The organism is Brachybacterium horti, assembly GCF_054777615.1.
The window spans coordinates 302,847-324,526 of sequence record NZ_BAAHAM010000003.1; the positions used below are offsets into that span (position 1 = coordinate 302,847).

The window sequence follows — 21,680 nt, forward strand, 5'->3', positions numbered from 1 at the left end:
AATCCGCGCCGCGCGGGCCGCCGCTCAGGCGCGGCGTGCGGCGCTGATCACGATCTCCGCCAGCACCTCGGCGGCATCGGTGATGCCGAATCCGCGCGCGGCATCCGCCATCGTCGAGAGCCGGTCCTGGTCCAGGAGCAGGGGCAGCACCTGGTCACGCAGGTACGCGGCATCGAGCTGAGCGTCGGGGACCATGAGCGCGCCGCCGGCGGCGACGACGTCCTCGCCGTTGAGCGCCTGCTCGCCGTTGCCGATCGGCAGCGGCACGAGCACCGAGGGCAGGCCCACGGCCGTGAGCTCGCTGACGGTGCCCGCCCCGGAGCGGGTGAGGGCGAGGTCCACGGCGGCGTAGGCGTCCTCCATCGCGGAGACGTACTCGAGGACGCGGTAGCCGGGCCGCTCCCGGACGCAGGCGGTCTTGCCCCTGCCGGTCACGTGGAGGATCTGCGCGCCCGCGTCGAGCACGTCCTGCGCGGCGGCGGCGACCTGCTCGTTCAGCCGCTGGGCGCCGAGGGAACCACCCGTGACGAGCAGGGCGGGGCGCTCGGGGTCCAGGCCCAGCCGCTCCCGCGCCCCGGCGCGGTGCGCGGCGCGGTCCAGGTGGGCGATGCCCTCGCGCATGGGCATGCCGATGCGGCGGGCGCCGGGCAGGGTCGATCCGGGGAAGGCGGTGAGCACGGCGGCGGCGCGACGGGCGCCCAGGCGGTTCGCGAGGCCCGGTCTGCGGTTCGCCTCGTGCACGACGAGCGGCACCCGCGAGCGGGCGGCCGCGAGGTAGGCGGGCGGGCAGACGTAGCCGCCGAACCCGACGACGACGTCCGTCCCCCGCTCCTCCATGAGCGCGCGGACGCGCCGGAGGGTGCCGGAGAAGCGGCCGGGGAAGCGCAGCGCGGCGCCGTTCGGGCGGCGCGGGAAGGGCACCTTCTCGATCGTGGCGAGCTCGAGGCCCGCGGCGGGGACGAGATCCGCCTCGAGGCCGTCGGCCGTGCCGAGGACGAGGATCTCGGTCTCCGGGCTCTGCTCGGCGATCTGCGCGGCGGTCGCGAGCAGCGGGGAGACGTGGCCGGCGCTGCCGCCGCCGGCGAGGAGCACGCGGGGTGCGCGGGTCATCGGGAGCCCTTCCGGGGTCGGGGACGGGAGCCCGCATCGGAGCGGGAGGTGCGGGCGAACCCGCGGCGGCCCGCGCCGCGGCGGCCGCGGCGCGAGCTGCCCGCGCTCGCATCACGCGGGGCGGGGAGCACGCTCGTGGAGCGGCGCACCACGCCGATCCGGGCGCTGATCGCCTCGGCCGCCCCGGGCTCGCGGCGGGCGAAGGAGATCAGCACGCCGAGCGCGGCCATGGAGGCGATGAGGGCGGAGCCGCCCGAGGAGATGAACGGCAGCGGCACACCCAGCACGGGCAGCAGTCCGGTCACCACCATCATGTTGACGAAGGCCTGGCCGAGCAGCCAGCAGCTGATGCCGGCCACGGTGACCTGCTGGAAGCGGTCGTCGATGCGGGTGATCATGCGGAACATGAACAGGGCGAGCGCGGTGAACAGCGCGAGCACGCCGAGCGTGCCGATCAGGCCCAGCTCCTCGCCGATGATCGCGAAGATGTAGTCGTCCTGCGCGGCGGGGAGCAGGCCCCACTTCTGGCGGGACTCGCCGATGCCGACGCCCCACCAGCCGCCTCCCGCGAGGGCGGCGAGGCCCTGGTCGGACTGGTAGCAGCTGTCGTTCTCGCAGGTGCCGGTGAGCCAGTTGCCGATGCGGTGCATGCGGTTCGCGCTCGTGAACGTCAGCGCGAGCACGCCGACGAGGCCCAGGCCCGCGGCGAGGGCGAACCAGCGCCGCGGCGCCCCGGAGACCCAGACGGCGCCGGCGACGAGCATCGCCATGACCAGGGCGGTGCCCAGGTCGTGGCCGGAGAGCACGAGCCCCAGGGCGGCGATCACGCCGGGCACCATCGGGATCGCGAGGTGGAAGGGCTGGTTCAGCAGCTTCTGCTTGGTCGAGAGCACCGCGCCGAGCCACACGGCGAGGGCGAGCTTGAGGAACTCCGAGGGCTGGAGGGTCTGCCCGCCGATGAGGATCCAGTTCGTGTTGCCGTCCTTGCCGATGCCGAGCGGCGTGTGCACGAGCGACTGCAGCACGAGGCCCAGGAACAGCAGCGGCCAGGCCGCCCGCCGGAAGAAGGAGGGCGGGAGCAGCGCGGCCACCACGAGCACCACGAGTCCGAGGATCGCGAAGGTGCCCTGGCGGAACAGTCCCGCGTAGCCGGACAGTCCCTTGGAGATGTTGATGACGGCCGAGGAGGACAGCACCATCACGAGGCCCACCCCGATGAGCAGCGCGCCCACCACGATCAGGCCGTAGAAGTCGAGGGCCGGGGACTTCAGCCAGCTGCCCACGCCCTCCTTGACGCGGGAGCCGATGCTGCCGAGCGGCTGCTCCTCGTCGGGGCGCACGACCCGCGTGGAGCGACGTGACTCCTGCATGGTCATCGGTGCTCTCCTGGCAGTCGGGACACGGCCGCCGCGAAGAGATCCCCCCGCTCCGCGTAGTCACGGAACTGGTCGATGGAGGCGGCGGCGGGCGCCAGCAGCACGACGTCCCCGGCGGAGGCGAGGCGATGGGCGTGTCCCACCGCCTCCTCCATGAGGCGCTCGCGAGCGGCGACGGCTCCAGTGTCACCCGCCTCGACGCGGACCACGGGGACCTCGGGCGCGTGTCGGGCGAGGGCCTCGAGGAAGGGGGTCGCGTCACGGCCCAGCAGCACCGCGCCCACGAGCCGCGATGCGGCGCGGGACACGAGCGCGTCGACGTCGGCCCCCTTGGTGTCGCCGCCCGCGATCCAGACGATCCGCTCGGCGGCGGCGAGGGAGGCCTGCGCCGCCGCAGGGTTCGTCGCCTTCGTGTCGTCGACGTAGACCACGTCGTCGACCCGGGCGATCGTCTCCGCGCGGTGTCGGCCCAGGCGGTAGGCGCGCAGGCCGTCGCGCACGGCGTGGGCGGGCACCCCGTGGGCGCGCGCGAGGGCCGCGGCGTGCAGGGCGTCGAGCACCACGTGCGGCGGTGCGCCGTGCGCGCCCAGGTGCGCGAGATCCTCGAGGGAGGCGAGCTCCGCGGCATGGGTGCGTCGGTTCTCCACGAAGGCGCGATCCACGAGCAGCCCGTCGACGACACCGAGCTCCGAGGGCCCGGGGGCGCCGAGGGTCACGCCGATCGCGCGGGCGCCGTCGACGACGTCCGCGTCCTCCACGAGCTGCAGCGTCACGGGATCGGCGACGGAGTACACGCAGGCGGTGCGCACCTGGTCGTAGATGCGGCCCTTGGCGCGGGCGTAGCCCTCCGCGCCGCCGTGCCAGTCGAGGTGGTCGTCGCTCACGTTGAGGATCGTCGCGGCCTCGCAGTCGAGGTGCTCCGTCCAGTGCAGCTGGAAGCTCGAGAGCTCGAGGGCGAGCACGTCGAAGCCCTCGGGGTCCAGCGCCGCCTCGATGACCGGGAGTCCCACGTTCCCGCAGGCGACCGCGCGCAGCCCGGCCGCCCGGAGGATCGACTCGAGCATCGTGACCGTGGTGGTCTTGCCGTTGGTGCCGGTGATGCCGAGCCATGCGGGGCCGTCCGCCGCCTGCATGCGGCGGGCGAGCTCGATCTCGCTCCACACGGGGATGCCGGCCGCGGCGGCCGCGGCGAGCAGCGGCTGCTCGGGGCGCCAGCCGGGTGAGGTGACGACGAGGTCGATCTCGCGATCGGCGGGCAGCGCCGTGGTGTGCTCCGCGCCGAGGCGCACCTCGACGCCGAGGACCTCGAGGATGCGGGCGCGCTCGCGCACCTCCTCGGTGTCCTTCCCGTCCACGACGAGCACCTGGGCGCCGCGCTGCATGGTCTGGTCCGCGACCGCGTAGCCGGAGACCCCGAAGCCGGCGACGAGCACGCGCACGCCGCTGATGTCGAGTCCGGGCCAGGGGCGGTCTTCGACGGCGGGCAGGGCGGTCACGAGGCGAGCCCCGGCAGCGCGTCGAGGTAGAAGATCCCGAGGCCCACGCCCGCGAGGATGCCGGCCACGATCCAGAAGCGGACCACGATCGTCACCTCGTTCCAGCCCTTGAGCTCGAAGTGGTGCTGCAGCGGTGCCATCCGGAACACGCGCTTCCCGGTGAGCTTGAAGCTCGTGACCTGGATGATCACGGACAGCGAGATGATGACGAAGAGACCGCCGATGATCGCGCCGAGGATCTCGGTGCGGGTGACGATCGTCAGGCCGGCGAGGGCGCCCCCCAGGGCGAGGGAGCCGGTGTCGCCCATGAAGATCTTCGCGGGCGAGGTGTTCCACCACAGGAAGCCGACGAGGGCGCCGATGATCGCCGCGCACAGCACCGCCGTGTCGAGCGGGTCGCGGGCGCCGTAGCAGTGCACGAGGCCGCCGGCCTCGAGGTCGACGTTGCACACCTGGCGCCACTGCCAGAACGAGATGATGAGGTACGCGGCGGTGAACAGGATCGTCGCGCCGCTCGCGAGGCCGTCGAGGCCGTCGGTGAGGTTCACCCCGTTGGACCAGGCCGCGACCAGGAAGTTCGCCCAGATCGCGAAGAGGATGAAGCCGACGACGGTGCCGCCGAAGGCGAGGTCCAGCCAGGGGATGTCCCGGACGAAGGAGATCGCCGAGGAGGCGGGGGCGTTGCCGTCGGAGTCCGCGAACAGCAGCGCGAGCACCGCGAAGCCGGTCGCGACGACGAACTGGCCGATGAGCTTCGCGCGGGCGGTGAGGCCCAGGCTCCGCTGGCGGGAGATCTTGATGTAGTCGTCGAGGAAGCCGACGATCCCGAGGCCCACCATGAGCAGCAGCACGAGGCCGACGGTGATGGAGGGGCTGGTCCACAGCACGAGGTGGGTGATTCCGTAGGCGAGCAGCGTCGCGAGGATGATCGCCACGCCGCCCATCGTGGGGGTGCCGCGCTTCGTGGCGTGCGAGGTGGGGCCGTCGTCACGGATGAACTGGCCGTAGCCGCGCTTGACGAGCAGCTTGATGTACAGCGGGGTGCCGAGGCCGGAGAGCGCCAGACCGAGGGCCCCCGCGATGATGATCGCGATCATTCCTGGACTCCTCCGTGGACGGGCTGCGCGAGGTGCTCGAGCAGGGGCGGGGTGATCCGGCGCAGGCCGGCGTCCCGGGACGACTTCAGCAGCACCACGTCACCGGGCGCCACCTCCCGTTCTAGCACAGCGATGGCCTCCTCGACCGTGTCCAGGTACTCGGACTCCCCGCCGAAGCTGCCCTCGAGGCTCGCGCCGTGATGGATCGCGGCGGCGCCGTCCCCCACCACGTACAGCTGGCTGATGTTCAGGCGCACCACGAGCCGGCCGATCTCGTCGTGCAGGCGCACGCCGTCCGGGCCGAGCTCGAGCATCTCGCCGAGGACGGCGATCGTGCGGTGCCCGCGACCGAGGTGCGCGAGCGTCTTGAGCGCCTGCCGCATGGAGTCGGGGTTCGCGTTGTAGGCGTCGTCGATGATCATGGCCCCGCCGGCGCGATGGACCTCCATGCGCTGGCCGGAGTCCAGGCGCGCGCCCTCGAGGGCGGCGGTCGCCGCGGCCGGATCGGCGCCGGCGACGAGCGCGCCGGTGAGCGCGGCGAGGACGTTCGCGGCCTGGTGCTCGCCGAGGAGGTCGGGCCGGACCGGGAAGGACCCGGCGGGGACGGTCGAGCCGTCCAGGCGGGTGAGCCCCTCCGGGACCTCGAGGGTGAACTTGATGCGGGCGTCCTCGTCGAGGCCGAGCGCGGCGCCGCGCACGTCACCGGAGGCGAAGCCCCAGGTGGTCACGGGGGCCTGGCTGCGGGCGGCCATGGCGGCGACGCGCGGGTCCTCGGCGTTCAGCACGGCGCGCCCCTCGGGCGCGAGGGCCTCGACGAGCTCGCCCTTGGCGACGGCGATGTTCTCGACCCCGCCGAACTCGCCGAGGTGGGCGCTGCCCACGTTCAGCACGAGAGAGACGTCGGGCCGGGCGATCCCGGTGAGGTGCGTGAGGTGGCCGATGCCGCGCGCGCCCATCTCGAGCACGAGGAAGCGCGTGGTCGGGGTGAGTCGGAGCACCGTGAGCGGCAGGCCCAGCTCGTTGTTGAGGCTCGCATGGGTCGCGACGACCTCCCCGGCGGTCCCGAGCACACGGCGCAGGAGGTCCTTGGTGCTGGTCTTGCCGGCGCTGCCGGTGACCGCGAGCACCACGAGGTCCTCGCGCTCGGCGCGGGCGCGCTCGAGCTGGGCGCGGGCGAGGGCCGAGAGCGCCTCGCCGACGTCCGGGACGAGCACGGCAGGCACGGACTGCTCGCCGTCGGTCTCCCGGGAGACGAGGGAGAGCGCGGCGCCGGCGGCATGCGCACGGGAGAGGAAGCCGTGGCCGTCGACGTGCTCGCCGTCGAAGGCGGCGAAGAGGTCGCCGGCGGCGACCTCGCGGGAGTCGATCCGGGCCTCGCCGGTGACCGTCTCCTCGCCGGTGGCCCCGCCCACGAGGCGGCCCCCGGTGATGCCCGCGATGTCGCGGGAGGTGGTCTCGAGCATGCTCAGCCTTCTCCGTCCTGGTCCGTCCGCGTCGACGCGCCTCGAGCGGCGAGGGCGTCGCGCAGCACGGCACGATCGTCGAACGGATGGACGATACCGCCGATCGTCTGACCGGACTCCGCCCCCTTGCCGGCCACGAGGATGGTGTCGCCCACGTCCGCGAGGCGCGCCGCGAGGGCGATCGCCTCACCGCGGCCGTCCACCTCGTGGACCTGCGCACTCGTCGAGGCGGGGACGCCGCCGGCGACCTCGCCGCGGATCGCCGCGGGGTCCTCCGAGCGGGGGTTGTCGTCGGTGATGATCACCACGTCGGCCAGTCGGGCGGCGACCTCGCCCATGAGCGGGCGCTTGCCGCGGTCACGGTCCCCGCCGGCGCCCATCACGGCGATCAGGCGCCGCGTGCCGGGGACGGTGCGGAGGGTCTCGAGGGCCTTCTCGAGCGCGTCGGGGGTGTGCGAGTAGTCGACGACCCCGCGCACGGGCCGCTCGGCGACGAGCTCCATGCGCCCGGGGACGGTGCCGGCCTCCGCGAGGGCGGCGTCGACCTCCGGGCCGGCGATCCCGACGGCCTCGAGCAGCAGCGAGGCGGCGAGGGTGTTGGCGACGTAGTGCACGCCGGGCAGGGCCGCGCGGAGCGTGCGCTCCCCCTCCGCGGAGACGACGGTGAACTCGCTGCCGAAGCCGTCGGCGCGGATGTCCCGCACCTGGTGGTCCGCCGGCCTGCCCGTCGCCGAGTAGGTCGTCACCGGGATCGGGGCCGAGTCCGCGAGGCGGCGGCCCCAGTCGTCGTCCACGCACACCACGCCGAGGCGGGCGTGTTCGGGGGTGAACAGCATCGCCTTCGCGGCGAAGTAGTCCTCCATCGTGGGATGGAAGTCCAGGTGGTCCTGGCTGAGGTTCGTGAAGCCGGCCGCGTCGAGCACCACGCCGTCCGCGCGGTGCAGCACCATCGCATGGGAGGAGATCTCCATCGCGGCCACCTCGACGCCGTCCTCGACCATCCGGGCGAGGAGGCCGTGGAGCTCGGGGGCCTCGGGCGTCGTGCGGACGGTGCCGATCGTGTGGTCCCCGCCGCGGGCGTCGCGGTAGCTCGTGCCGGAGGTGCCGACGACCCCGGCGCTGCGGCCCAGGTGGCGGAGTGCGCCGGTGAGGATCGTGGTGACGGAGGTCTTGCCGTTCGTGCCGGTCACGCCGATGGTGCCCAGCTGCTCGGCCGGGTCGCCGAGCACGAGCGCGGCGGCGCGGGCCGTGTCGCGGCGGGGGTCGTCGACCACGAGCGCGGGCAGGGCGGCCCGGGCGCAGTCCTCGGCGCCGGTGGGGTCGGTGAGCGCGAGCAGCGCGCCGGCGGCCACGGCCTGGGCGGCGAAGCGCGCCCCGTGGGTCACGGCGCCGGGCAGGGCGCAGTAGAGGTCACCGGGCTGCACGGAGCGGGAGTCGAGGGTGACGCCGGTGAGGACGCTCCCCTCGGCCTCCGCCGGCAGAGCGGCGTGGAGGGCGCGGGCGAGCTCCGGGGCGCCGAGACCGCGAGGGCTGCGGGGGCGGGCGGGCTCGGGGGCGGGGGCGCTCACCACTCGTTCTCCAGCTCGCGGCCGGGCTTGCCCGTCGGCGCGATCCCCTGGTTCTGCAGCGTGTAGGCCATGATCTCCGAGAAGGCGGGGGCGGCCGCCGTGGTGCCGGAGATGAAGGAGTTCAGCCCGAACAGGGTCACACCGATGACGATGTCGGGATCGTCGGCGGGAGCGGTGCCGATGAAGGAGGCGGTGTAGGTGATCCCGCCGTCCTCCCCGGGCACCTGGGCGGTGCCGGACTTCGCGGCGACGGCGTAGCCGGGCACGTCGCCGTTGGTCTTGCCGTCGTCCACGACGTTGTTGTCCATGAGCTCGAGGATCTTCTGGGAGGTCTCCGAGGAGACGACGCGGGTCTGCGTGGGCTCGCCGAGGGAGCGCACGCTGCCGTCCTCCTCCTTCACGCCCTTGACGATCTGCGGCTGCACGCGCACGCCGTCGTTGGCGAAGGTGCTGATCGCGGAGACCATCTGGAGCGCGGTCACGGCGTAGCCCTGACCGAAGGCGGTCGTGTACTTGGTGCGGCCGGTCCACTTCGAGGGGTCGTGGACGATGCCCTTCGACTCGCCGGGCAGCCCGACGCCCGTCGCCTCCCCCAGGCCGAAGGCCTTGAGGTAGTCGTAGCGGGTCTGGTCGGAGAGCGTCTCGGAGACCTGCACGGTGCCCACGTTCGAGCTGTTCTTGAGCACGCCCGCGAGCGTCAGCTTCTGGGTGGGGTGGGAGTGCGAGTCCTTGATGCGCTCCCCGTTGAAGGACATCGTGTAGGGCACGGTGTACTGGCTGTCCATGTCGACCGTGCCCTCCTCGAGGGCGGCGGCGAGGGTGAACAGCTTGCCCGTGGAGCCCGGCTCGTAGACGTCCGAGACCGTGCGATTGCCCAGGTAGGAGTCCGCCTCGGGACTGTTGGGATCATAGGTGGGCGCCTCGGCGAGGGTCAGCACCTCGCCGGTGTGGGCGTCGAGGATGACGATGCTGCCGGCGGTCGCGCCCCACTTGTCCACCGCGGAGGCGATGATCTCCTGCGCCTTCCACTGGAGGTCACGGTCCAGGGTGAGCACCAGGTCGGAGCCGTCCACGGCGGCGGTGGTGGACTGCGTCGCGGTGGGGATGATCTGGCCGCCCGCGCCGCGCTCGTAGGTCGTCTTGCCGTTGGTGCCGGCGAGCAGGTCGTCGTAGGAGAGCTCCGCGCCGGCGAGCGGGGCGCCGTCCGCGCCGACGAAGCCGAGCACGTTGCCGCCCACGGAGCCCGCCGGGTAGAGGCGGTCCGCGACGCGGTCCGCGCCGAGGCCCGGGATCTTGAGCGCGATGACGGCGTTGCGCACGGCCGGCTCGACGTTCTTCTGGAGGTACTTGAAGCCCTTGTCCCCCGTGAGCGCCTTCTCGGTGTCCTCGACGGTCCAGCCGAGCACCGGGGCGAGATCCGCGGCGGCGGCCTTCACGCCGGTGTCACCGGCGGCCACGGCCTCCTTGTCGTCCTTCTGATAGGTGCTCACCTGACGCTGGTTGACCCAGAGGTCGAAGCGCTCCACCGAGCTCGCGAGGACGGTGCCGTCGCGGTCGGTGATGTCACCGCGCAGCGCGGGGATGGTGCGGGTCGTGGTGCGGGCGTCGATGGCCTCCTGGGCCCGCGCGCTCGCGTCGAGGCCCTGCACCCACAGCAGGCGGCCGGACAGCGCCAGCACCGCCACCATGATCATGCTGAGCACGAGGCGGTGCCGGACGGCCGGTGTGCCCACCTGGGCCGCGGGAAGGCGCGGTCGGGACGTCCGCGTGCGTCGATCGGTCCGACGGGACGTGGCCACGATCAGTCCCCCTCGTTGCCCATGCCGTGATAGCTGCTGGGCTGATCGTAGATCTCGGCGGGGGGCACCGCGGAGGAGGCGGACGGCGTGTCGGCGACGGCCGCGTCACCCGCGGTCGGCGTGCTCTCCCCGAGCACCTTCCCCGTGGAGAGGTCGATGTAGGCGGGCTCGCTCACGGGGACCATGCCGAGCTCGCGGGCCTGCCGCTCGAGCTCCTGCGGGGTGCCCAGGCGCTCGTTCGTCTCGGCGAGCGCCTGCTTCTCCTGCGTGAGGCTCTGCGACTGCGACTGCAGGCGGGTGATCTCGTAGCTCGTGTCCGACATCTGGATGTTGAGGTAGAGCAGCGTCGCGAGGGTCGCCACGACGATGAGCGTGCACAGCGCCGTGAACGGCAGCGGGCTGCCGGCGGTGCGGGGCCTCGAGAGGATCGTCAGCCGCGGGCGCGGGGCGGACGCGGGGCGGGGTGCGGTGCGGGCGGGTCGGACCGCGGCGGCGCGGACGGCGGTGGTGCTTGCCATGTCAGTGTGCTCCGTGGTCGGGACGGGTGCGGGTGAGGGCGCGCAGCCGGACGCTGGCGGCGCGGGAGTTGTGCTCCCGCTCGGTCTCGTCGGCCTGGAGGGCGCCGCGGACCAGCGGGGAGAAGGTGGGCTTGTGCTCGTCGAGCTCGACCGGGAACCCGGGGGGCGCGCTCGAGCGGGTCCGACGGCCGAACGCCGTCTTCACGAGGCGGTCCTCCCCCGAGTGGTAGGACTCCACGACGATCCGGCCGCCCACGGCGAGGGAGTCGAGGGCCCCGTCGATCGCGCGGGTGAGGATCTCGAGCTCCTCGTTCACGGCGATCCGCAGCGCCTGGAAGGTGCGCTTGGCGGGATGGCCGCCGCTCGCCTTCGATGCCGCCGGGATCGCCTTCTCGAGCAGGGCCACGAGCTCGCTGCTGCGGGTGAGCGGCGCGGTCTCCCGCTGCTCGACGATCCGACGGGCGATCCGACGGCCGAACCGCTCGTCACCCAGCTCGTGGAGGATCCGGGCGATCTCCGCCTCGGGCAGCTCCGCGAGGAGGTCCGCGGCGGTGGGGCCGTCGGAGGAGGTGTCCATCCGCATGTCCAGCGGGGCGTCCGCCGCGTAGGAGAAGCCGCGCTCGGCGGTGTCGATCTGGAAGCTCGAGAGTCCGAGGTCCATGATCACGCCCTGCACCGCGGGGATGCCGAGGTCGGCGAGGACCGCCGGGATCTCGTCGTAGGTCGCGTGGACGAGGGTCGCCCGCTCGGCGTGCCCGGCCCGTGCGATCCGCTCGCGGGCCAGCTCGAGCGCCTGCGGGTCGCGGTCGATGCCGACGAGCCGCGCGCCGGGTGCGGCGTCGAGGACGGCGATCGCGTGGCCGGCCATGCCGAGGGTCGCGTCGACGTGCACGGCGCCGTCGACGGCGAGCGCGGGGGCGAGGAGCTCGACACAGGTGTCCAGGAGGACGGGGACGTGGCGGTCGTCGGCCGGCGCGCTGTGGCTGTCCATGGCTGCCCTCCCCTTCATGCTCTCGTGTCTCTCGTGCTGACTGCCGGCTGATGCGTGGGCCCGGAGGCCGTCCGGCCAGATGCCCCGTCGTTCCCGACCCGCCACCGGGGAAGTTGTTTCGGGGCGGGAACGACGAGAGGTCTCGCAGGACGGAGGTCCGTGGGGCCACCTCAGAACAGGCCGGGAACCACCTCTTCCGCGGTCTGCGCGAAGCCCTCCTCCTTCTGCTCGAGGTAGGTCTCCCACGCCGGGAGGGACCAGATCTCGAGCCGGTCGAGCGCACCGATCACCGCGCATTCCCGGTCCAGCTCCGCGTAGGTGCGCAGATGGCCCGGGATGGTGATGCGGCCCTGCTTGTCCGGGATGACGTCCTCCGCTCCGGACAGCAGCACTCGCAGGTAGTCGCGGGTGCGCCGATCGGTGGTGGGCGCCCGACGGGCCTCCTCGAGCTTCTGGCGGAACTCCCCGATCGGGTACACGGCGATGCAGTGCTCCTGACCGCGAGTCATGACCAGTCCTCCGGCGAGGTCGTCACGGAACTTCGCGGGGAAGATCAAGCGGCCCTTCTCATCGAGCTTGGGCGTGAAGGTCCCGAGGAACATCTCGGACCTCCTTCAGCTGCCTGGACTCGTGAGCCGAACCGTTCTCCTCCCTACGCCCTCCACTTTACCCCACTACCCCCCACCCTCCGCCAGCGAACGGTCCTTTTCGCTGCCGATTCGGCCTGTCACTGCAGGTCACAGGGTGGGGTGTGAAGTGGAGGGAAATCGCGCCGCGCGCGCCGCACGGACGGTCGGGGCGCCGCTCCCGGCAGCACTCCCCCACGCTCGCCGCTGCGTTGGCGCAGGTCATCGGCATGCGCCCGGTCCAAGGGCGGCAAGTGGAGGGAGGTGGAGGGCTCCGGTGGAGCGAAGTGGGGACCTGGGAGGAGCCTGATCGGCGCCGGGCATGACGACGCCCCGGCTCCTGGGAGCCGGGGCGTGTCAGCGGTGGGTCAGGAGGCCGGACGGGTCATCGCCCGGCGTGGGCCGGCGACGGCCGGACGCGGCCGCGTGGGGCGCCGTCCCGGGAGGACCGGCGCGGGTGGGGCTCAGCGGCGGGGGTCGTCCCCGGAGCGCTTCTCCCAGCGCTGCTCCATGCGGTTCATGAAGCGGCCGTTGCGGTCCCCCGGGGAGGGAGGCGAGGCCGGGGTCGCGCCGTCGCCGGACTCGTCCCCGCCGCGGCGCGCGGGGGTCGTCACCGCGTACACCGCTCCGGCGAGCATGATCAGGAAGGCGAGGACCCCGAGCCAGACGGCGGGAAGGGCCACCGCGAGGACCAGGACCACGAGGCCCACGACCACACCGGCCAGGCCGACGGCGATCCGCCGGCCGCTCCGGCGCCGAGCGCGTCCCGATGAGAAGGCCCGCGCGAGGCGCGGGTCATCGGCGAAGAGCTGGCGCTCCATCTCCTCGAGCATCTTCTGCTCGTGCTCCGACAGCGGCATGGTCCCGCTCCTTCGTCCCCGTCCTGTCACGCCCTGGGGCGTCCCCGTCGTCCCGGAGAACGTCCTCGTCCCGGCCGGATGGCCGGTCCCGTGCGCCTCCGTCGGCGGTCGTCCCATTCTAGGACGGGCATGCGCCTTATGGGAACTCGAGGGCGTTCGGGCTCTCATCGGGCACAGGCGGCGGGGGCGTCGGCGCCGGCGCCGCACCGGGCAGCGTCGATCCTCGGGAGAGCGAGCCGCTGCCGAAGCGGTCCCGCGCCCGATCCATCGCGGCCTCCAGATCCGTCCATCCCGTCGTGCGGCCGACGAGCTCGGCCTGCCTCCCGGCGGTCCCGGCGGGCTCCAGATGGGAGGCGCGCACACCGGCCAGCCGGACCCTCGGCATGCCGGCCCGCTCCCGCTCCCACAGGGCGACGACGTGCTCCCTCAGCCGCTCGCCGCTCGAGGTGGGCTGGGCGAGGGTGGAGGAGCGGGTGAGGGTCGTGCCGTCCGGCCCGCGGAGCTTGAGCGTCACCGTGCGGGCGACGAAGCCGCCGGCACGGAGCTGGCGGGCGACCTCGTCCGCCATGACGGTGATCCGGCGTCGGATGTCGACGGGGTCCACGAGATCCTCGTCCCAGGTGCGCTCGGTGCCGAGCGACCTGTCGCGCACCCGGCGCCCCAGACCGGTGCGGTCGGTGCCGTCCGCGAGCCGGGCGACGTGCGGGGCCTGCGGGCCGAGCACTCGCGAGAGCGCCGCGGGCGGCAGCTCCCGCAGCTGACCGATCGTGCGGACGCCGAGGCGCTCGAGCCCCTGCACGGCCCGCGGACCGACCCCCGAGATGACGGAGACCGGCAGCGGGGCGAGGAACTCCGCCGTCCGGGCCGCGGGGACGATCAGCATGCCGTCCGGCTTCGCCCGCGCGGAGGCGATCTTCGCGACGGCGCGGGAGACGGAGCCGCCCACGGAGCTGGGCAGGCCGAGCTCCGAGCGGATCCGCTCCCGCAGCAGGGCGCCGATCCGCTCCGGCGGCCCGAAGAGACGCCGCGCCGGGCGGACGTCGAGGAAGGCCTCGTCGACGCTGATCTGCTCGACGTCCGCGACGACGTCGCCGAGGATGCCCATCACCTGGGCGGAGATCTCGCGGTACACGCCGATCCGCGGCGGCACGATCACGAGGTCCGGCGCCAGGCGCCGGGCGGTCGCCATCGGCATCGCGGAGCGGATCCCCCGCTCGCGCGCCGGATAGCTCGCCGCCGCGACCACGCCGCGACGCCCCTCCCCGCCCACGACCACCGGCAGCCCGGCCAGCTCCGGGGCGTCGCGCACCTCGACCGAGGCGAAGAAGGCGTCCATGTCGAGGTGGAGGATGCCGGGCTGCTCGAGGGGCTCGGGCGACTCGGACCGCTCGGGCCGTTCGGGCTCATGGGCACGGCCGGGCGTGACCTCGCCGTGCTGCGCGCTCATCACTGCTCCTGACTCGTGTGCTCGATCCCGCCCGCGCACTGTAGCGCGCTGGACCGCTCAGCCGGCGAGCGCCGTGAGGGAGCCCGGGAGATCCTCGAGGAGGATCTCCCCCACCACCTCGAGATGCGCGGCGGTGTCCTGGAGATGCCTCGACAGGAGCTCGGGCTCCGGCATCGCCCGGGGGTCGCGGTCCAGCCGCATCCTCTCCGCGACGAGGGGCACCAGCGAGAGCGCGCGGTCGCGCTCGGCGGGCCCCATCCGCTCGAGCGCCGCCCACACGTTCAGCGGCAGCTTGCGGCGGCGCTCGCGGTTCGCGCGGGCCACGAGGATCCCGGCGCCGCGCAGCGCGGCGCGGTGGACGAGCTCGAAGGCTCCCCGAGGATCCGTGACCTCGCGCTCCCGCGCCGCGCTGAGCAGCTGGCGCGCACGCTCGAGATCCGCCTGGTCCTCGTCGAAGCGGTGGAGGGGGCCGCGCCGTGCGCCGCCCCGCGGGGTCGTGGTGCTGCCGGTCATCCGCTCCTCCTGCCGTCGTTCCCCCGGGGCGCTCCCGGGATGTCCCCCACGCTACGAAGGGGGTGCGACGGACGAGCCTCCTGCCGTCGGCATGGGGACGACGGGACGATGGGGAGGAACGATCCGGTCGCCGCCTCCTAGAGTGGGGTGATGCCCCCACGTGCCCGACGCCGCTCCGGCGCCTCCTCCGCCGGCTCGAGCCCCTTCCCCCATCTCGGCACCCTCGGCGAGGTCGTCCCCGTCTCCACCGGCGTCGTGCGGCTCGAGCAGGAGAGCGACGGCTCCGTGCTCCTCGAGGTCAACGGGGTGCCCTCCTCGCATCTGCATCCCGACCCCCGACACCTCGTCTTCGAGTACATGCGGTGGATGCTCCTCGCGATCGACCTCCACCTCGACGCCTCGGACGACGACGCCCCGCAGCTCGCGCACCTCGGGGGCGGGGGCTGCTCCCTTCCCCGGGCGATCGCGGCCCTGTGCCCACGGTCCCGGCAGATCGTCGTGGAGCTCGACGCACTGCTCGCCGAGCACGTGCGCACCTGGTTCGACCTCCCCCGCTCCCCGCAGCTGCGCATCCGGGTCGACGACGCGGCCGTCGCGCTCGCGGACTGGCGCGAGGACCGCTTCGACGTGCTCGTGCGCGACGTCTTCGCCGGCGACCGCACCCCGGACTCCCTCGTCTCCCGCGGGGCGGCCGAGCACGCCGACCGCGTGCTCCGCGAGGGCGGGCTCTATCTCGCGAACTGCGCGGCCGCCCCCGGGACCGGGCTCCTGGCGGACGAGGTCGCGACGCTCTCCACCGTGTTCGAGCACGTGGGCGTCATCGCCGAGCCCGCCCACCTCAGCGGGAAGCGCCGGGGGAACGCGGTGCTCCTCGCGAGCGCGCACCCGCTCCCCGACGGACTGGACCGCGCGCTCCGCTCCGATGCCGTCTCGGTGCGCCTCGCGCGGCCCGAGCAGGTCACCGCACTGCGCCGCTCCGGACGCGTCCTCGAGCACTGATCACCGGCCTCCGCGACGCCCGGTCCGGGACATGACAAGGGCCGGCGCGGAGCGATGCTCCGTACCGGCCCTCGCGGGCGTCCGGGGACGCGCGGGTTCAGAGAGGACGGACCTGCTCGGCCTGCGGGCCCTTGTCACCCTGGGCGACCTCGAACTCGACACGCTGCCCCTCGTCCAGCGAGCGGTAGCCGTCCATGTCGATCTGGTTGTGATGCACGAAGACGTCGGCGCCGCCGCCGTCGATCTCGATGAACCCGTAGCCCGTCTCGGCGTTGAACCACTTGACCGAGCCCTGTGCCATACCTGTCCTTCTCCTCGTGTGCGTCCTGCGGCGGTCGCCCGTGCGACGCCGTTGCTGCGGAGCGACCATTCTGGCACGGAGGTGGCGCCGTTCACATGCGGTCCCGAGCTCGAGGGGCCGGGGCGATCACAGCGACGGCGGGGTGTCCCGTCCGTCGCCGTCACGATCCGCGAGGAAGCGCTCGAAGTGGTCACCGATCTCGTCCGCGGTCGGCATGTCGACCGTCGTCGCGAGCGGCGACCCCTCCTCGTCACGGTCCGCGTCGTACTGCTCCTCCAGGGCGCTGACGACCTGTCCCACCTCGGCGTTGTGCTCGAGCGTGCTCTCGAGGGCCGCACCCGCGGCGTCCGTGAGGTCTCCCAGCGCCACGAGCGGCAGGTCCAGCCCGGCCCCGCCGGAGACGCGACGCAGCAGCGCGAGCGCCCCCGCGGGGAAGTCCGTGCGGGCCAGGTAGTGCGGCACCTGGGCCGCGTAGCCCATCGCCGGATGACCGGCGCGGCCCAGCTCGACCTCGAGCAGCGCGCCGAAGCCGGCGGGCACCACGATCTCCGTGCCCTCCTCGGGCCGCAGGGACCCCTCGGGCGGGCGACGGTCCCGCCCGCCGAGCAGCTCGGGATCGTTCGCGTGCGCGAACAGACCGATGGGGCGGGTGTGCGGCACCGCCATGGGGACGGCCTGCATCCCCACCACCCGGCGCACGCCGAAGAACTCCACGAGGTCCACGATCGCCTGGGCGAGCCGCTTCCACTGGAGATCGGGCTCGGGCCCGTCCAGGAGCAGGAACGGCCGGTCCGAGTCGTCGTACATGAGCGAGAGCGTGAGCTCGGGGATCTCGACCCGCTGGAAGGAGACCCCGTCGAAGACCGCCTGCGGGCGGGAGCCGCGATAGTCCAGCAGCTCGTCGACGTCGAAGCTCACGAGCCGGACGTGGCGCAGCTCGTCGCGGAGATACGTCGCCGCGATGCGACAGGCGTTCCCGGCGTCGACCATGCCGGGCAGCGCATGGACGAGCGTGAGGCCCTCACGGGGCACCGCCTCGAGCAGCTCCGAGGCCTCGAACGAATACAGATCCCGAGGATCCCGCATCTGTCCCCTCCTCCCGGGCCGACGGGTGGCGCGCGCACCCAGGCGCGTCCACCATAATGGACCACCGCGCTTCGCCGGCCCGATGTCCTCGGTCGGCGGCCGGCAGGAGTGGAAACGTCAGGGGGAGCAGGTCCGTGGACGACGCCGAGGAGCAGATCCGTCGCGAGATCGCGCGTGAGCAGACGCACGCCGATCGACTCTACGCACGGCTCGACGAGCTCATCATCCAGGTCGAGGGCAACCTCGAGAGCATCCAGGCGTCCCAGCACGCCTCCACCCATCAGAACCGCTCCGAGCGGGACTCCTTCATGGCGCTGTACGAGGACCGTCTCGCACTGCTGCGCTCGGTGTCCCACGGCGTGGTCTTCGGGCGGCTCGACACCGAGGAGCACGCCCGGCGGTACATCGGCCGCATCGGCCTGTTCACCGCGGAGCGCGAGCAGATGCTCGTGGACTGGCGCGCCCCCGCCGCGGCCCCCTTCTACCAGGCCACCAGCGCCGACCGGCAGGGGGTGCGCCTGCGGCGCCACCTCATCAGCCGCGGCCGCACGATCACCGGCCTGGAGGACGACGTCCTGGACCCGACGGTGCTCGCCGAGGGGGACGACGTGGTCCTGCAGGGCGAGGGCGCCCTGCTCGCCGCGGTCTCCGAGCGCCGCACCGGCCGCATGGGCGACATCGTCGCGACCATCCAGGCCGAGCAGGACCGCATCATCCGCTCCGAGAACCGCGGCGTGCTCGTGGTCCAGGGCGGGCCGGGCACCGGCAAGACCGCCGTGGCGCTGCACCGCGCCGCCTACCTACTCTACACCCACCGACGCCGCCTCGAGCACACGGGCGTGCTGATCATGGCCCCCACCCAGGGGTTCCTGCGCTACATCGAGCGCGTGCTGCCGAGCCTCGGCGAGTCCGGCGTCGTGATGACCACGCCGGGGACCCTGTACCCGGGCGTCGAGACGACGCTGCACGATCCGGACCCCGTGGCGCGGGTCAAGGGGCACGCCGACATGGCCGAGCTGCTCTCCCGTGCGGTCAAGCAGCGCCAGCGCATCCCCGCGGAGGACGTGCGCCTTCGCATCGACGGGACCGAGCTCGTGCTCAGCCGGGACGACGTGCGCGGCGCCCGGCGCGAGGCACGCTCGGGCCACAAGCCCCACAACGCCGCGCGCGCGGTCTTCGTGCGCGCCGCGCTGAACCGGCTCGTCGCCCGCTACGAGAAGGCGCTCGCCGCCGAGGGCCGCACCGTCGTCCCCGAGGACCGCGGCGACCTCCTCGCCGATCTGCGGAGCGATCCCGACGTGCGCCGGGCGCTGAACCTCGCCTGGCTCCCCTACTCGCCGCAGGGCTTCCTGCGGATCCTGCTCTCGCGGCCCGATCGCCTCCAGGAGGCCGCCCCGCGCTCCCTTGCCGATCACGTGCATCTGCTCGTGCGCGGCAAGGACGAGCCCTGGACGGTCGAGGACGTGCCGCTGCTCGACGAGGTCGCCGAGCTCCTCGGGGAGGACTCCGCGCCCGACGAGGCCCGTGCCCAGGAGGCCGCCTCCCGGCGTGCGGCGGACGTCGAATACGCCCGGCGCGTGCTCGAGAACGTGGACAGCTCGGGGATCGTCCGCGCCGAGGACCTCGCCGACCAGGTCACGCGGGTCCGCGACGGGCGCTCCCTCGCCGAGCGCGCCTCCTCCGAGCGCTCGTGGACCTACGGCCACGTCGTGGTCGACGAGGCGCAGGAGCACTCCCCCATGAGCTGGCGCGCCCTCATGCGCCGCTGCCCGACGAAGTCGTTCACCGTCGTGGGCGACGTCGCGCAGACCTCCTCCGCGGGCGGGACCTCCTCCTGGTCCGCCGCGCTCTCCCCTTATGTCCAGGACCGCCTCCAGGTCGAGAGCCTCACGGTCAACTACCGCACGCCGGCCCGGATCATGGAGCGGGCCCTCGCCATGGCGGCCGCCCACGACCTGCCGGTCACGACGGTGAGCTCGGTGCGCGAGGGCGAGAGCGACCCCGAGATCCTCAGGGTGGGACCGGACGAGCTCGCCGCGGGCGCCGCCCGCGCGGTCCTGTCCTGGCGCGACGGCCGGACCGGCCGGACCGCGGTGATCACGGCTCCGGAGCGGATCGGCGAGGTGGCCCGCGCGCTCCAGGAGCAGGGCGCGGTGTCCGGACAGGGACGGATCGGACTCGGCTCCTCCGGTGTCGACGACGAGATCGCGGTGATGAGCGCGCAGGACGCGAAGGGCCTCGAGTTCGATGCGGTGGTCGTCGTGGAGCCGGCGGAGCTCGTGGAGCAGCACGGCGCCGGCGACCTCTATGTCGCGATGACCCGGCCCACGACCCATCTGGGCGTGGTGCACGCCCGGGACCTGCCGGAGGGCGTCGGCGCCTGAGCCCCCCGCGCCCGGTGGGCCTCGGCGCCCGGCGTCCCGGCGCCTCGAGGGCCGTCGACGAGCGCCGCTCGGGGCAGGCCCGCGGACAGAGATCGGCGGCCGTGGCTTCCCCTCCACGACCGCCGATCAGATGTGCGCCGCGCGAGCGCACGGGGGCTATCTTACGCACACCCTGGGAGTCTCCTGACCACAATCCACCACATGGTGGACGAGTCTCAGGACGAGGCCGGACCTTCGTCGCGAAGCCGACGGATCGCCGCCTCGAAGTCGTCGAGGGACTCGAACCCCTGGTACACGCTTGCGAAGCGGAGGTAGGCCACGAGGTCCAGCTCCTGGAGCGGCTGCAGGATCGCGAGCCCGACGCCGTGGGCGTCGATCTCCGCCTGGCCCGATCCACGGATGTCCTCCTCGACGCGCTGCGCGAGGACGGCGAGCTGATCGTCGGAGACGGGACGACCCTGGCAGGCCTTGCGCACGCCGGAGATGACCTTCGCCCGGCTGAAGGGCTCGCTCACCCCGGATCGCTTGAGCACGGAGAGCGAGGCCGTCTCCGTGGTGGAGAAGCGGCGGGAGCACTGGGGGCACTGGCGCCGACGCCGGATCGTGCCGCCGTCGTCGGACGTGCGCGAGTCGACGACCCTCGAATCGGGATGACGGCAGTACGGGCAGTGCATCGGGCCAGGGTACCTGGCCCGGGGGATCAGCGCCCGGCGGGATCCGCGGCGGGCAGCACGATCTCCTGGCCCTGCGTGAGGCGCGGGGTGGGGAGCTCGTTGAGCGCGCGGACCTCGGTGACGAAGTCGGCGTCGCTCATGCCCTCGGGGGCGTAGAGATCGGCGTAGGACCAGAGGTCGTCGCCGGCGGACACGGTGACCGTCCGCTCGCCGTCGGCCCCGTCACCCGCGAGGGCGGAGGGGACGTCGAGGACGAGCAGGGCGAGGGCGGCGACGGCCAGCCCGAGGAGGAAGGCGATCGCGGTGACGAGCATGCGGCCCCGACGGGTGACCTCCAGTCGAACACCTGCACGAGCAGGGCGGGCGACGGCGGAGGCGCCACGCAGGGGAAGGGCGGTGACGGTGGCCTGACGAGTGTGCATCTTACGAACTCCTGTTCGATCGAATCTCTGTGCGACTCTAGGGCAGACCTTCGCGACACGCAAGAGAAAACTCGAACACATGTTTGGAGTTCGCTCCCGGCCGACCTACCCTGGGTGACACGACCACCGAACCGCGAGGGTCAGACAGACGAAGCCAGGAGGACCGCCCGATGTCGCCGAACATCCCGTCCCGACCCGCGCCGCTCCGCCGCCTGCGCGACGAGTCGCCGTCCGAGGCCACGGCCACGCTCTCCCGTCGCCAGCGGCTCGTGCTGGAGACCATCACCGCGTCCCTGCGCTCGCGCGGCTACCCGCCCACCATCCGGGAGATCGGCGACGCCGTGGGGCTCACCTCCTCCTCCTCGGTCTCCCACCAGCTCCAGGTGCTCGAGCGCAAGGGCTTCCTGCGCCGCGACCCGCGCAGCCCGCGCGCGATGGAGGTCGTCATGCCCGGGGAGGACGGCACCCCCGAGCAGGAGGTCGATCCCTCCGACGTCATGGCCGGCCCCTCCGTGCCCGTGCCGCTCGTGGGGCGGATCGCCGCAGGCGTCCCCATCACCGCGCAGGAGCAGGTCGAGGACGTCTTCACGCTCCCCGAGCGGCTCGTCGGCGACGGCGACCTCTTCCTGCTGCAGGTGGTCGGCGAGTCGATGATCGACGCGGCGATCTGCGACGGCGACTGGGTCGTCGTCCGCTCGCAGCCCACGGCGGAGAAGGGCGAGATCGTCGCCGCGATGATCGACGGCGAGGCGACCGTCAAGACGTTCGCCCAGCGGGACGGCCACATCTGGCTCATGCCGCACAACCCGGCCTTCACGCCGATCCTCGGCGACGCCGCCGAGATCCTCGGCAAGGTCGTCGCCGTCCTCCGCGCGGTCTGAGGTCGCGCTGGGCCCAGACCCCACCGCCCGGGCTTCCGCCGGCCGAGTCCCAGCCGGCTCAGGCCCCTC

Annotated in this window: 20 protein-coding genes; 3 read left to right on the forward strand and 17 right to left on the reverse strand. The window is 73.4% G+C overall.

Features of this window, described 5'->3' with window-relative positions; genetic code table 11:
• Positions 1-24: 24 nt before the first annotated feature.
• The 13 genes from murG to ACYVAP_RS10845 form a co-directional block, all read right to left on the reverse strand.
• Positions 25-1,110, reverse strand: a complete 1,086-nt coding sequence (murG, locus tag ACYVAP_RS10785) for a UDP-N-acetylglucosamine--N-acetylmuramyl-(pentapeptide) pyrophosphoryl-undecaprenol N-acetylglucosamine transferase (protein WP_498860639.1) — start codon at positions 1,108-1,110, stop codon at positions 25-27.
• Positions 1,107-2,486, reverse strand: a complete 1,380-nt coding sequence (gene ftsW / locus ACYVAP_RS10790) for a peptidoglycan glycosyltransferase FtsW (protein WP_498860640.1) — start codon at positions 2,484-2,486, stop codon at positions 1,107-1,109. The genes murG and ftsW overlap by 4 nt, the downstream gene beginning before the upstream one ends.
• Positions 2,483-3,982 (reverse strand): Mur ligase family protein, encoded by a 1,500-nt coding sequence (gene murD / locus ACYVAP_RS10795; RefSeq protein ID WP_498860641.1) that lies wholly within the window; start codon positions 3,980-3,982, stop codon positions 2,483-2,485. Before murD ends, ftsW begins: the two co-directional genes overlap by 4 nt.
• Positions 3,979-5,079 carry a phospho-N-acetylmuramoyl-pentapeptide-transferase gene (mraY, locus tag ACYVAP_RS10800; RefSeq protein ID WP_264450427.1) on the reverse strand — a complete coding sequence of 367 codons (1,101 nt, stop codon included), beginning with the start codon at positions 5,077-5,079 and terminating at the stop codon, positions 3,979-3,981. The genes murD and mraY overlap by 4 nt, the downstream gene beginning before the upstream one ends.
• Positions 5,076-6,542 carry a UDP-N-acetylmuramoyl-tripeptide--D-alanyl-D-alanine ligase gene (locus ACYVAP_RS10805; RefSeq protein WP_498860642.1) on the reverse strand — a complete coding sequence of 489 codons (1,467 nt, stop codon included), beginning with the start codon at positions 6,540-6,542 and terminating at the stop codon, positions 5,076-5,078. Before ACYVAP_RS10805 ends, mraY begins: the two co-directional genes overlap by 4 nt.
• Positions 6,543-6,544: 2 nt before the next feature.
• Positions 6,545-8,113, reverse strand: coding sequence for a Mur ligase family protein (locus ACYVAP_RS10810; RefSeq protein ID WP_498860643.1), 1,569 nt, complete (start codon positions 8,111-8,113; stop codon positions 6,545-6,547).
• Positions 8,107-9,798, reverse strand: coding sequence for a peptidoglycan D,D-transpeptidase FtsI family protein (locus ACYVAP_RS10815; RefSeq protein ID WP_498860934.1), 1,692 nt, complete (start codon positions 9,796-9,798; stop codon positions 8,107-8,109). The genes ACYVAP_RS10810 and ACYVAP_RS10815 overlap by 7 nt, the downstream gene beginning before the upstream one ends.
• Before the next feature lie 113 nt (positions 9,799-9,911).
• Positions 9,912-10,427 carry a cell division protein FtsL gene (ftsL, locus tag ACYVAP_RS10820; protein ID WP_137771225.1) on the reverse strand — a complete coding sequence of 172 codons (516 nt, stop codon included), beginning with the start codon at positions 10,425-10,427 and terminating at the stop codon, positions 9,912-9,914.
• A 1-nt stretch (position 10,428) separates the two neighbouring features.
• A complete protein-coding gene (rsmH, locus tag ACYVAP_RS10825) occupies positions 10,429-11,418 on the reverse strand; it encodes a 16S rRNA (cytosine(1402)-N(4))-methyltransferase (protein ID WP_498860644.1) in 990 nt (329 codons plus the stop codon).
• A gap of 170 nt (positions 11,419-11,588) precedes the next feature.
• Positions 11,589-12,020, reverse strand: coding sequence for a division/cell wall cluster transcriptional repressor MraZ (mraZ, locus tag ACYVAP_RS10830; protein WP_137771227.1), 432 nt, complete (start codon positions 12,018-12,020; stop codon positions 11,589-11,591).
• A gap of 488 nt (positions 12,021-12,508) precedes the next feature.
• Positions 12,509-12,904, reverse strand: a complete 396-nt coding sequence (locus ACYVAP_RS10835) for an SCO2097 family morphological protein (protein WP_137771228.1) — start codon at positions 12,902-12,904, stop codon at positions 12,509-12,511.
• 136 nt (positions 12,905-13,040) lie between these two features.
• Positions 13,041-14,351, reverse strand: a complete 1,311-nt coding sequence (gene dinB, locus ACYVAP_RS10840) for a Y-family DNA polymerase (protein ID WP_498860645.1) — start codon at positions 14,349-14,351, stop codon at positions 13,041-13,043.
• A gap of 57 nt (positions 14,352-14,408) precedes the next feature.
• On the reverse strand, positions 14,409-14,864 hold the full coding sequence (locus tag ACYVAP_RS10845) for an SAV_6107 family HEPN domain-containing protein (protein WP_498860646.1): 456 nt from the start codon (positions 14,862-14,864) through the stop codon (positions 14,409-14,411).
• 150 nt (positions 14,865-15,014) lie between these two features.
• On the opposite strand from ACYVAP_RS10845, the gene ACYVAP_RS10850 reads away from it, so the two are divergent.
• Positions 15,015-15,863: a spermidine synthase gene (locus tag ACYVAP_RS10850; RefSeq protein WP_498860647.1), complete on the forward strand. Its 849-nt coding sequence runs from the start codon at positions 15,015-15,017 to the stop codon at positions 15,861-15,863.
• Between the two features lie 97 nt (positions 15,864-15,960).
• Here the strand turns inward: ACYVAP_RS10850 and ACYVAP_RS10855 are convergent, their stop codons facing one another.
• Together ACYVAP_RS10855 and ACYVAP_RS10860 are read right to left on the reverse strand one after the other, a co-directional pair.
• Positions 15,961-16,164: a cold-shock protein gene (locus tag ACYVAP_RS10855; RefSeq protein WP_498860648.1), complete on the reverse strand. Its 204-nt coding sequence runs from the start codon at positions 16,162-16,164 to the stop codon at positions 15,961-15,963.
• 126 nt (positions 16,165-16,290) lie between these two features.
• Positions 16,291-17,250 carry a proteasome assembly chaperone family protein gene (locus ACYVAP_RS10860; protein WP_264451209.1) on the reverse strand — a complete coding sequence of 320 codons (960 nt, stop codon included), beginning with the start codon at positions 17,248-17,250 and terminating at the stop codon, positions 16,291-16,293.
• Between the two features lie 134 nt (positions 17,251-17,384).
• Here ACYVAP_RS10860 and ACYVAP_RS10865 point away from each other — a divergent pair, with 134 nt between their 5' ends.
• The gene (locus ACYVAP_RS10865; protein WP_498860649.1) at positions 17,385-19,634 is read left to right on the forward strand and encodes a HelD family protein; all 2,250 of its coding nucleotides are present in this window, start codon (positions 17,385-17,387) and stop codon (positions 19,632-19,634) included.
• 215 nt (positions 19,635-19,849) lie between these two features.
• On the opposite strand, the gene nrdR is transcribed toward ACYVAP_RS10865, so the two are convergent.
• Both nrdR and ACYVAP_RS10875 read right to left on the reverse strand, forming a co-directional pair.
• Entirely contained in the window at positions 19,850-20,308 is a 459-nt protein-coding gene (gene nrdR / locus ACYVAP_RS10870) for a transcriptional regulator NrdR (RefSeq protein WP_137771235.1), read from the reverse strand.
• Positions 20,309-20,334: 26 nt separating this feature from the next.
• A complete protein-coding gene (locus tag ACYVAP_RS10875) occupies positions 20,335-20,730 on the reverse strand; it encodes a peptidoglycan-binding protein LysM (protein WP_498860650.1) in 396 nt (131 codons plus the stop codon).
• Positions 20,731-20,900: 170 nt separating this feature from the next.
• Between ACYVAP_RS10875 and lexA the strand changes: the two genes are divergently transcribed.
• The gene (gene lexA, locus ACYVAP_RS10880) at positions 20,901-21,611 is read left to right on the forward strand and encodes a LexA family protein (protein WP_498860651.1); all 711 of its coding nucleotides are present in this window, start codon (positions 20,901-20,903) and stop codon (positions 21,609-21,611) included.
• Positions 21,612-21,680: the final 69 nt, after the last annotated feature.

Coding starts and splice junctions, on each gene's coding strand:
- ACYVAP_RS10845 (WP_498860646.1), bottom strand. CDS start 14,864: ATGACCGGCAGCACCACGACCCCGCGGGGCGGCGCACGGCGCGGCCCC.
- ACYVAP_RS10815 (WP_498860934.1), bottom strand. CDS start 9,798: ATGGTGGCGGTGCTGGCGCTGTCCGGCCGCCTGCTGTGGGTGCAGGGC.
- ACYVAP_RS10855 (WP_498860648.1), bottom strand. CDS start 16,164: ATGGCACAGGGCTCGGTCAAGTGGTTCAACGCCGAGACGGGCTACGGG.
- dinB (WP_498860645.1), bottom strand. CDS start 14,351: ATGAGCGCGCAGCACGGCGAGGTCACGCCCGGCCGTGCCCATGAGCCC.
- rsmH (WP_498860644.1), bottom strand. CDS start 11,418: ATGGACAGCCACAGCGCGCCGGCCGACGACCGCCACGTCCCCGTCCTC.
- ACYVAP_RS10860 (WP_264451209.1), bottom strand. CDS start 17,250: ATGCGGGATCCTCGGGATCTGTATTCGTTCGAGGCCTCGGAGCTGCTC.
- ftsL (WP_137771225.1), bottom strand. CDS start 10,427: ATGGCAAGCACCACCGCCGTCCGCGCCGCCGCGGTCCGACCCGCCCGC.
- ftsW (WP_498860640.1), bottom strand. CDS start 2,486: ATGACCATGCAGGAGTCACGTCGCTCCACGCGGGTCGTGCGCCCCGAC.
- ACYVAP_RS10875 (WP_498860650.1), bottom strand. CDS start 20,730: ATGCACACTCGTCAGGCCACCGTCACCGCCCTTCCCCTGCGTGGCGCC.
- ACYVAP_RS10850 (WP_498860647.1), top strand. CDS start 15,015: ATGCCCCCACGTGCCCGACGCCGCTCCGGCGCCTCCTCCGCCGGCTCG.
- mraZ (WP_137771227.1), bottom strand. CDS start 12,020: ATGTTCCTCGGGACCTTCACGCCCAAGCTCGATGAGAAGGGCCGCTTG.
- lexA (WP_498860651.1), top strand. CDS start 20,901: ATGTCGCCGAACATCCCGTCCCGACCCGCGCCGCTCCGCCGCCTGCGC.
- nrdR (WP_137771235.1), bottom strand. CDS start 20,308: ATGCACTGCCCGTACTGCCGTCATCCCGATTCGAGGGTCGTCGACTCG.
- ACYVAP_RS10805 (WP_498860642.1), bottom strand. CDS start 6,542: ATGCTCGAGACCACCTCCCGCGACATCGCGGGCATCACCGGGGGCCGC.
- mraY (WP_264450427.1), bottom strand. CDS start 5,079: ATGATCGCGATCATCATCGCGGGGGCCCTCGGTCTGGCGCTCTCCGGC.
- murG (WP_498860639.1), bottom strand. CDS start 1,110: ATGACCCGCGCACCCCGCGTGCTCCTCGCCGGCGGCGGCAGCGCCGGC.
- ACYVAP_RS10835 (WP_137771228.1), bottom strand. CDS start 12,904: ATGCCGCTGTCGGAGCACGAGCAGAAGATGCTCGAGGAGATGGAGCGC.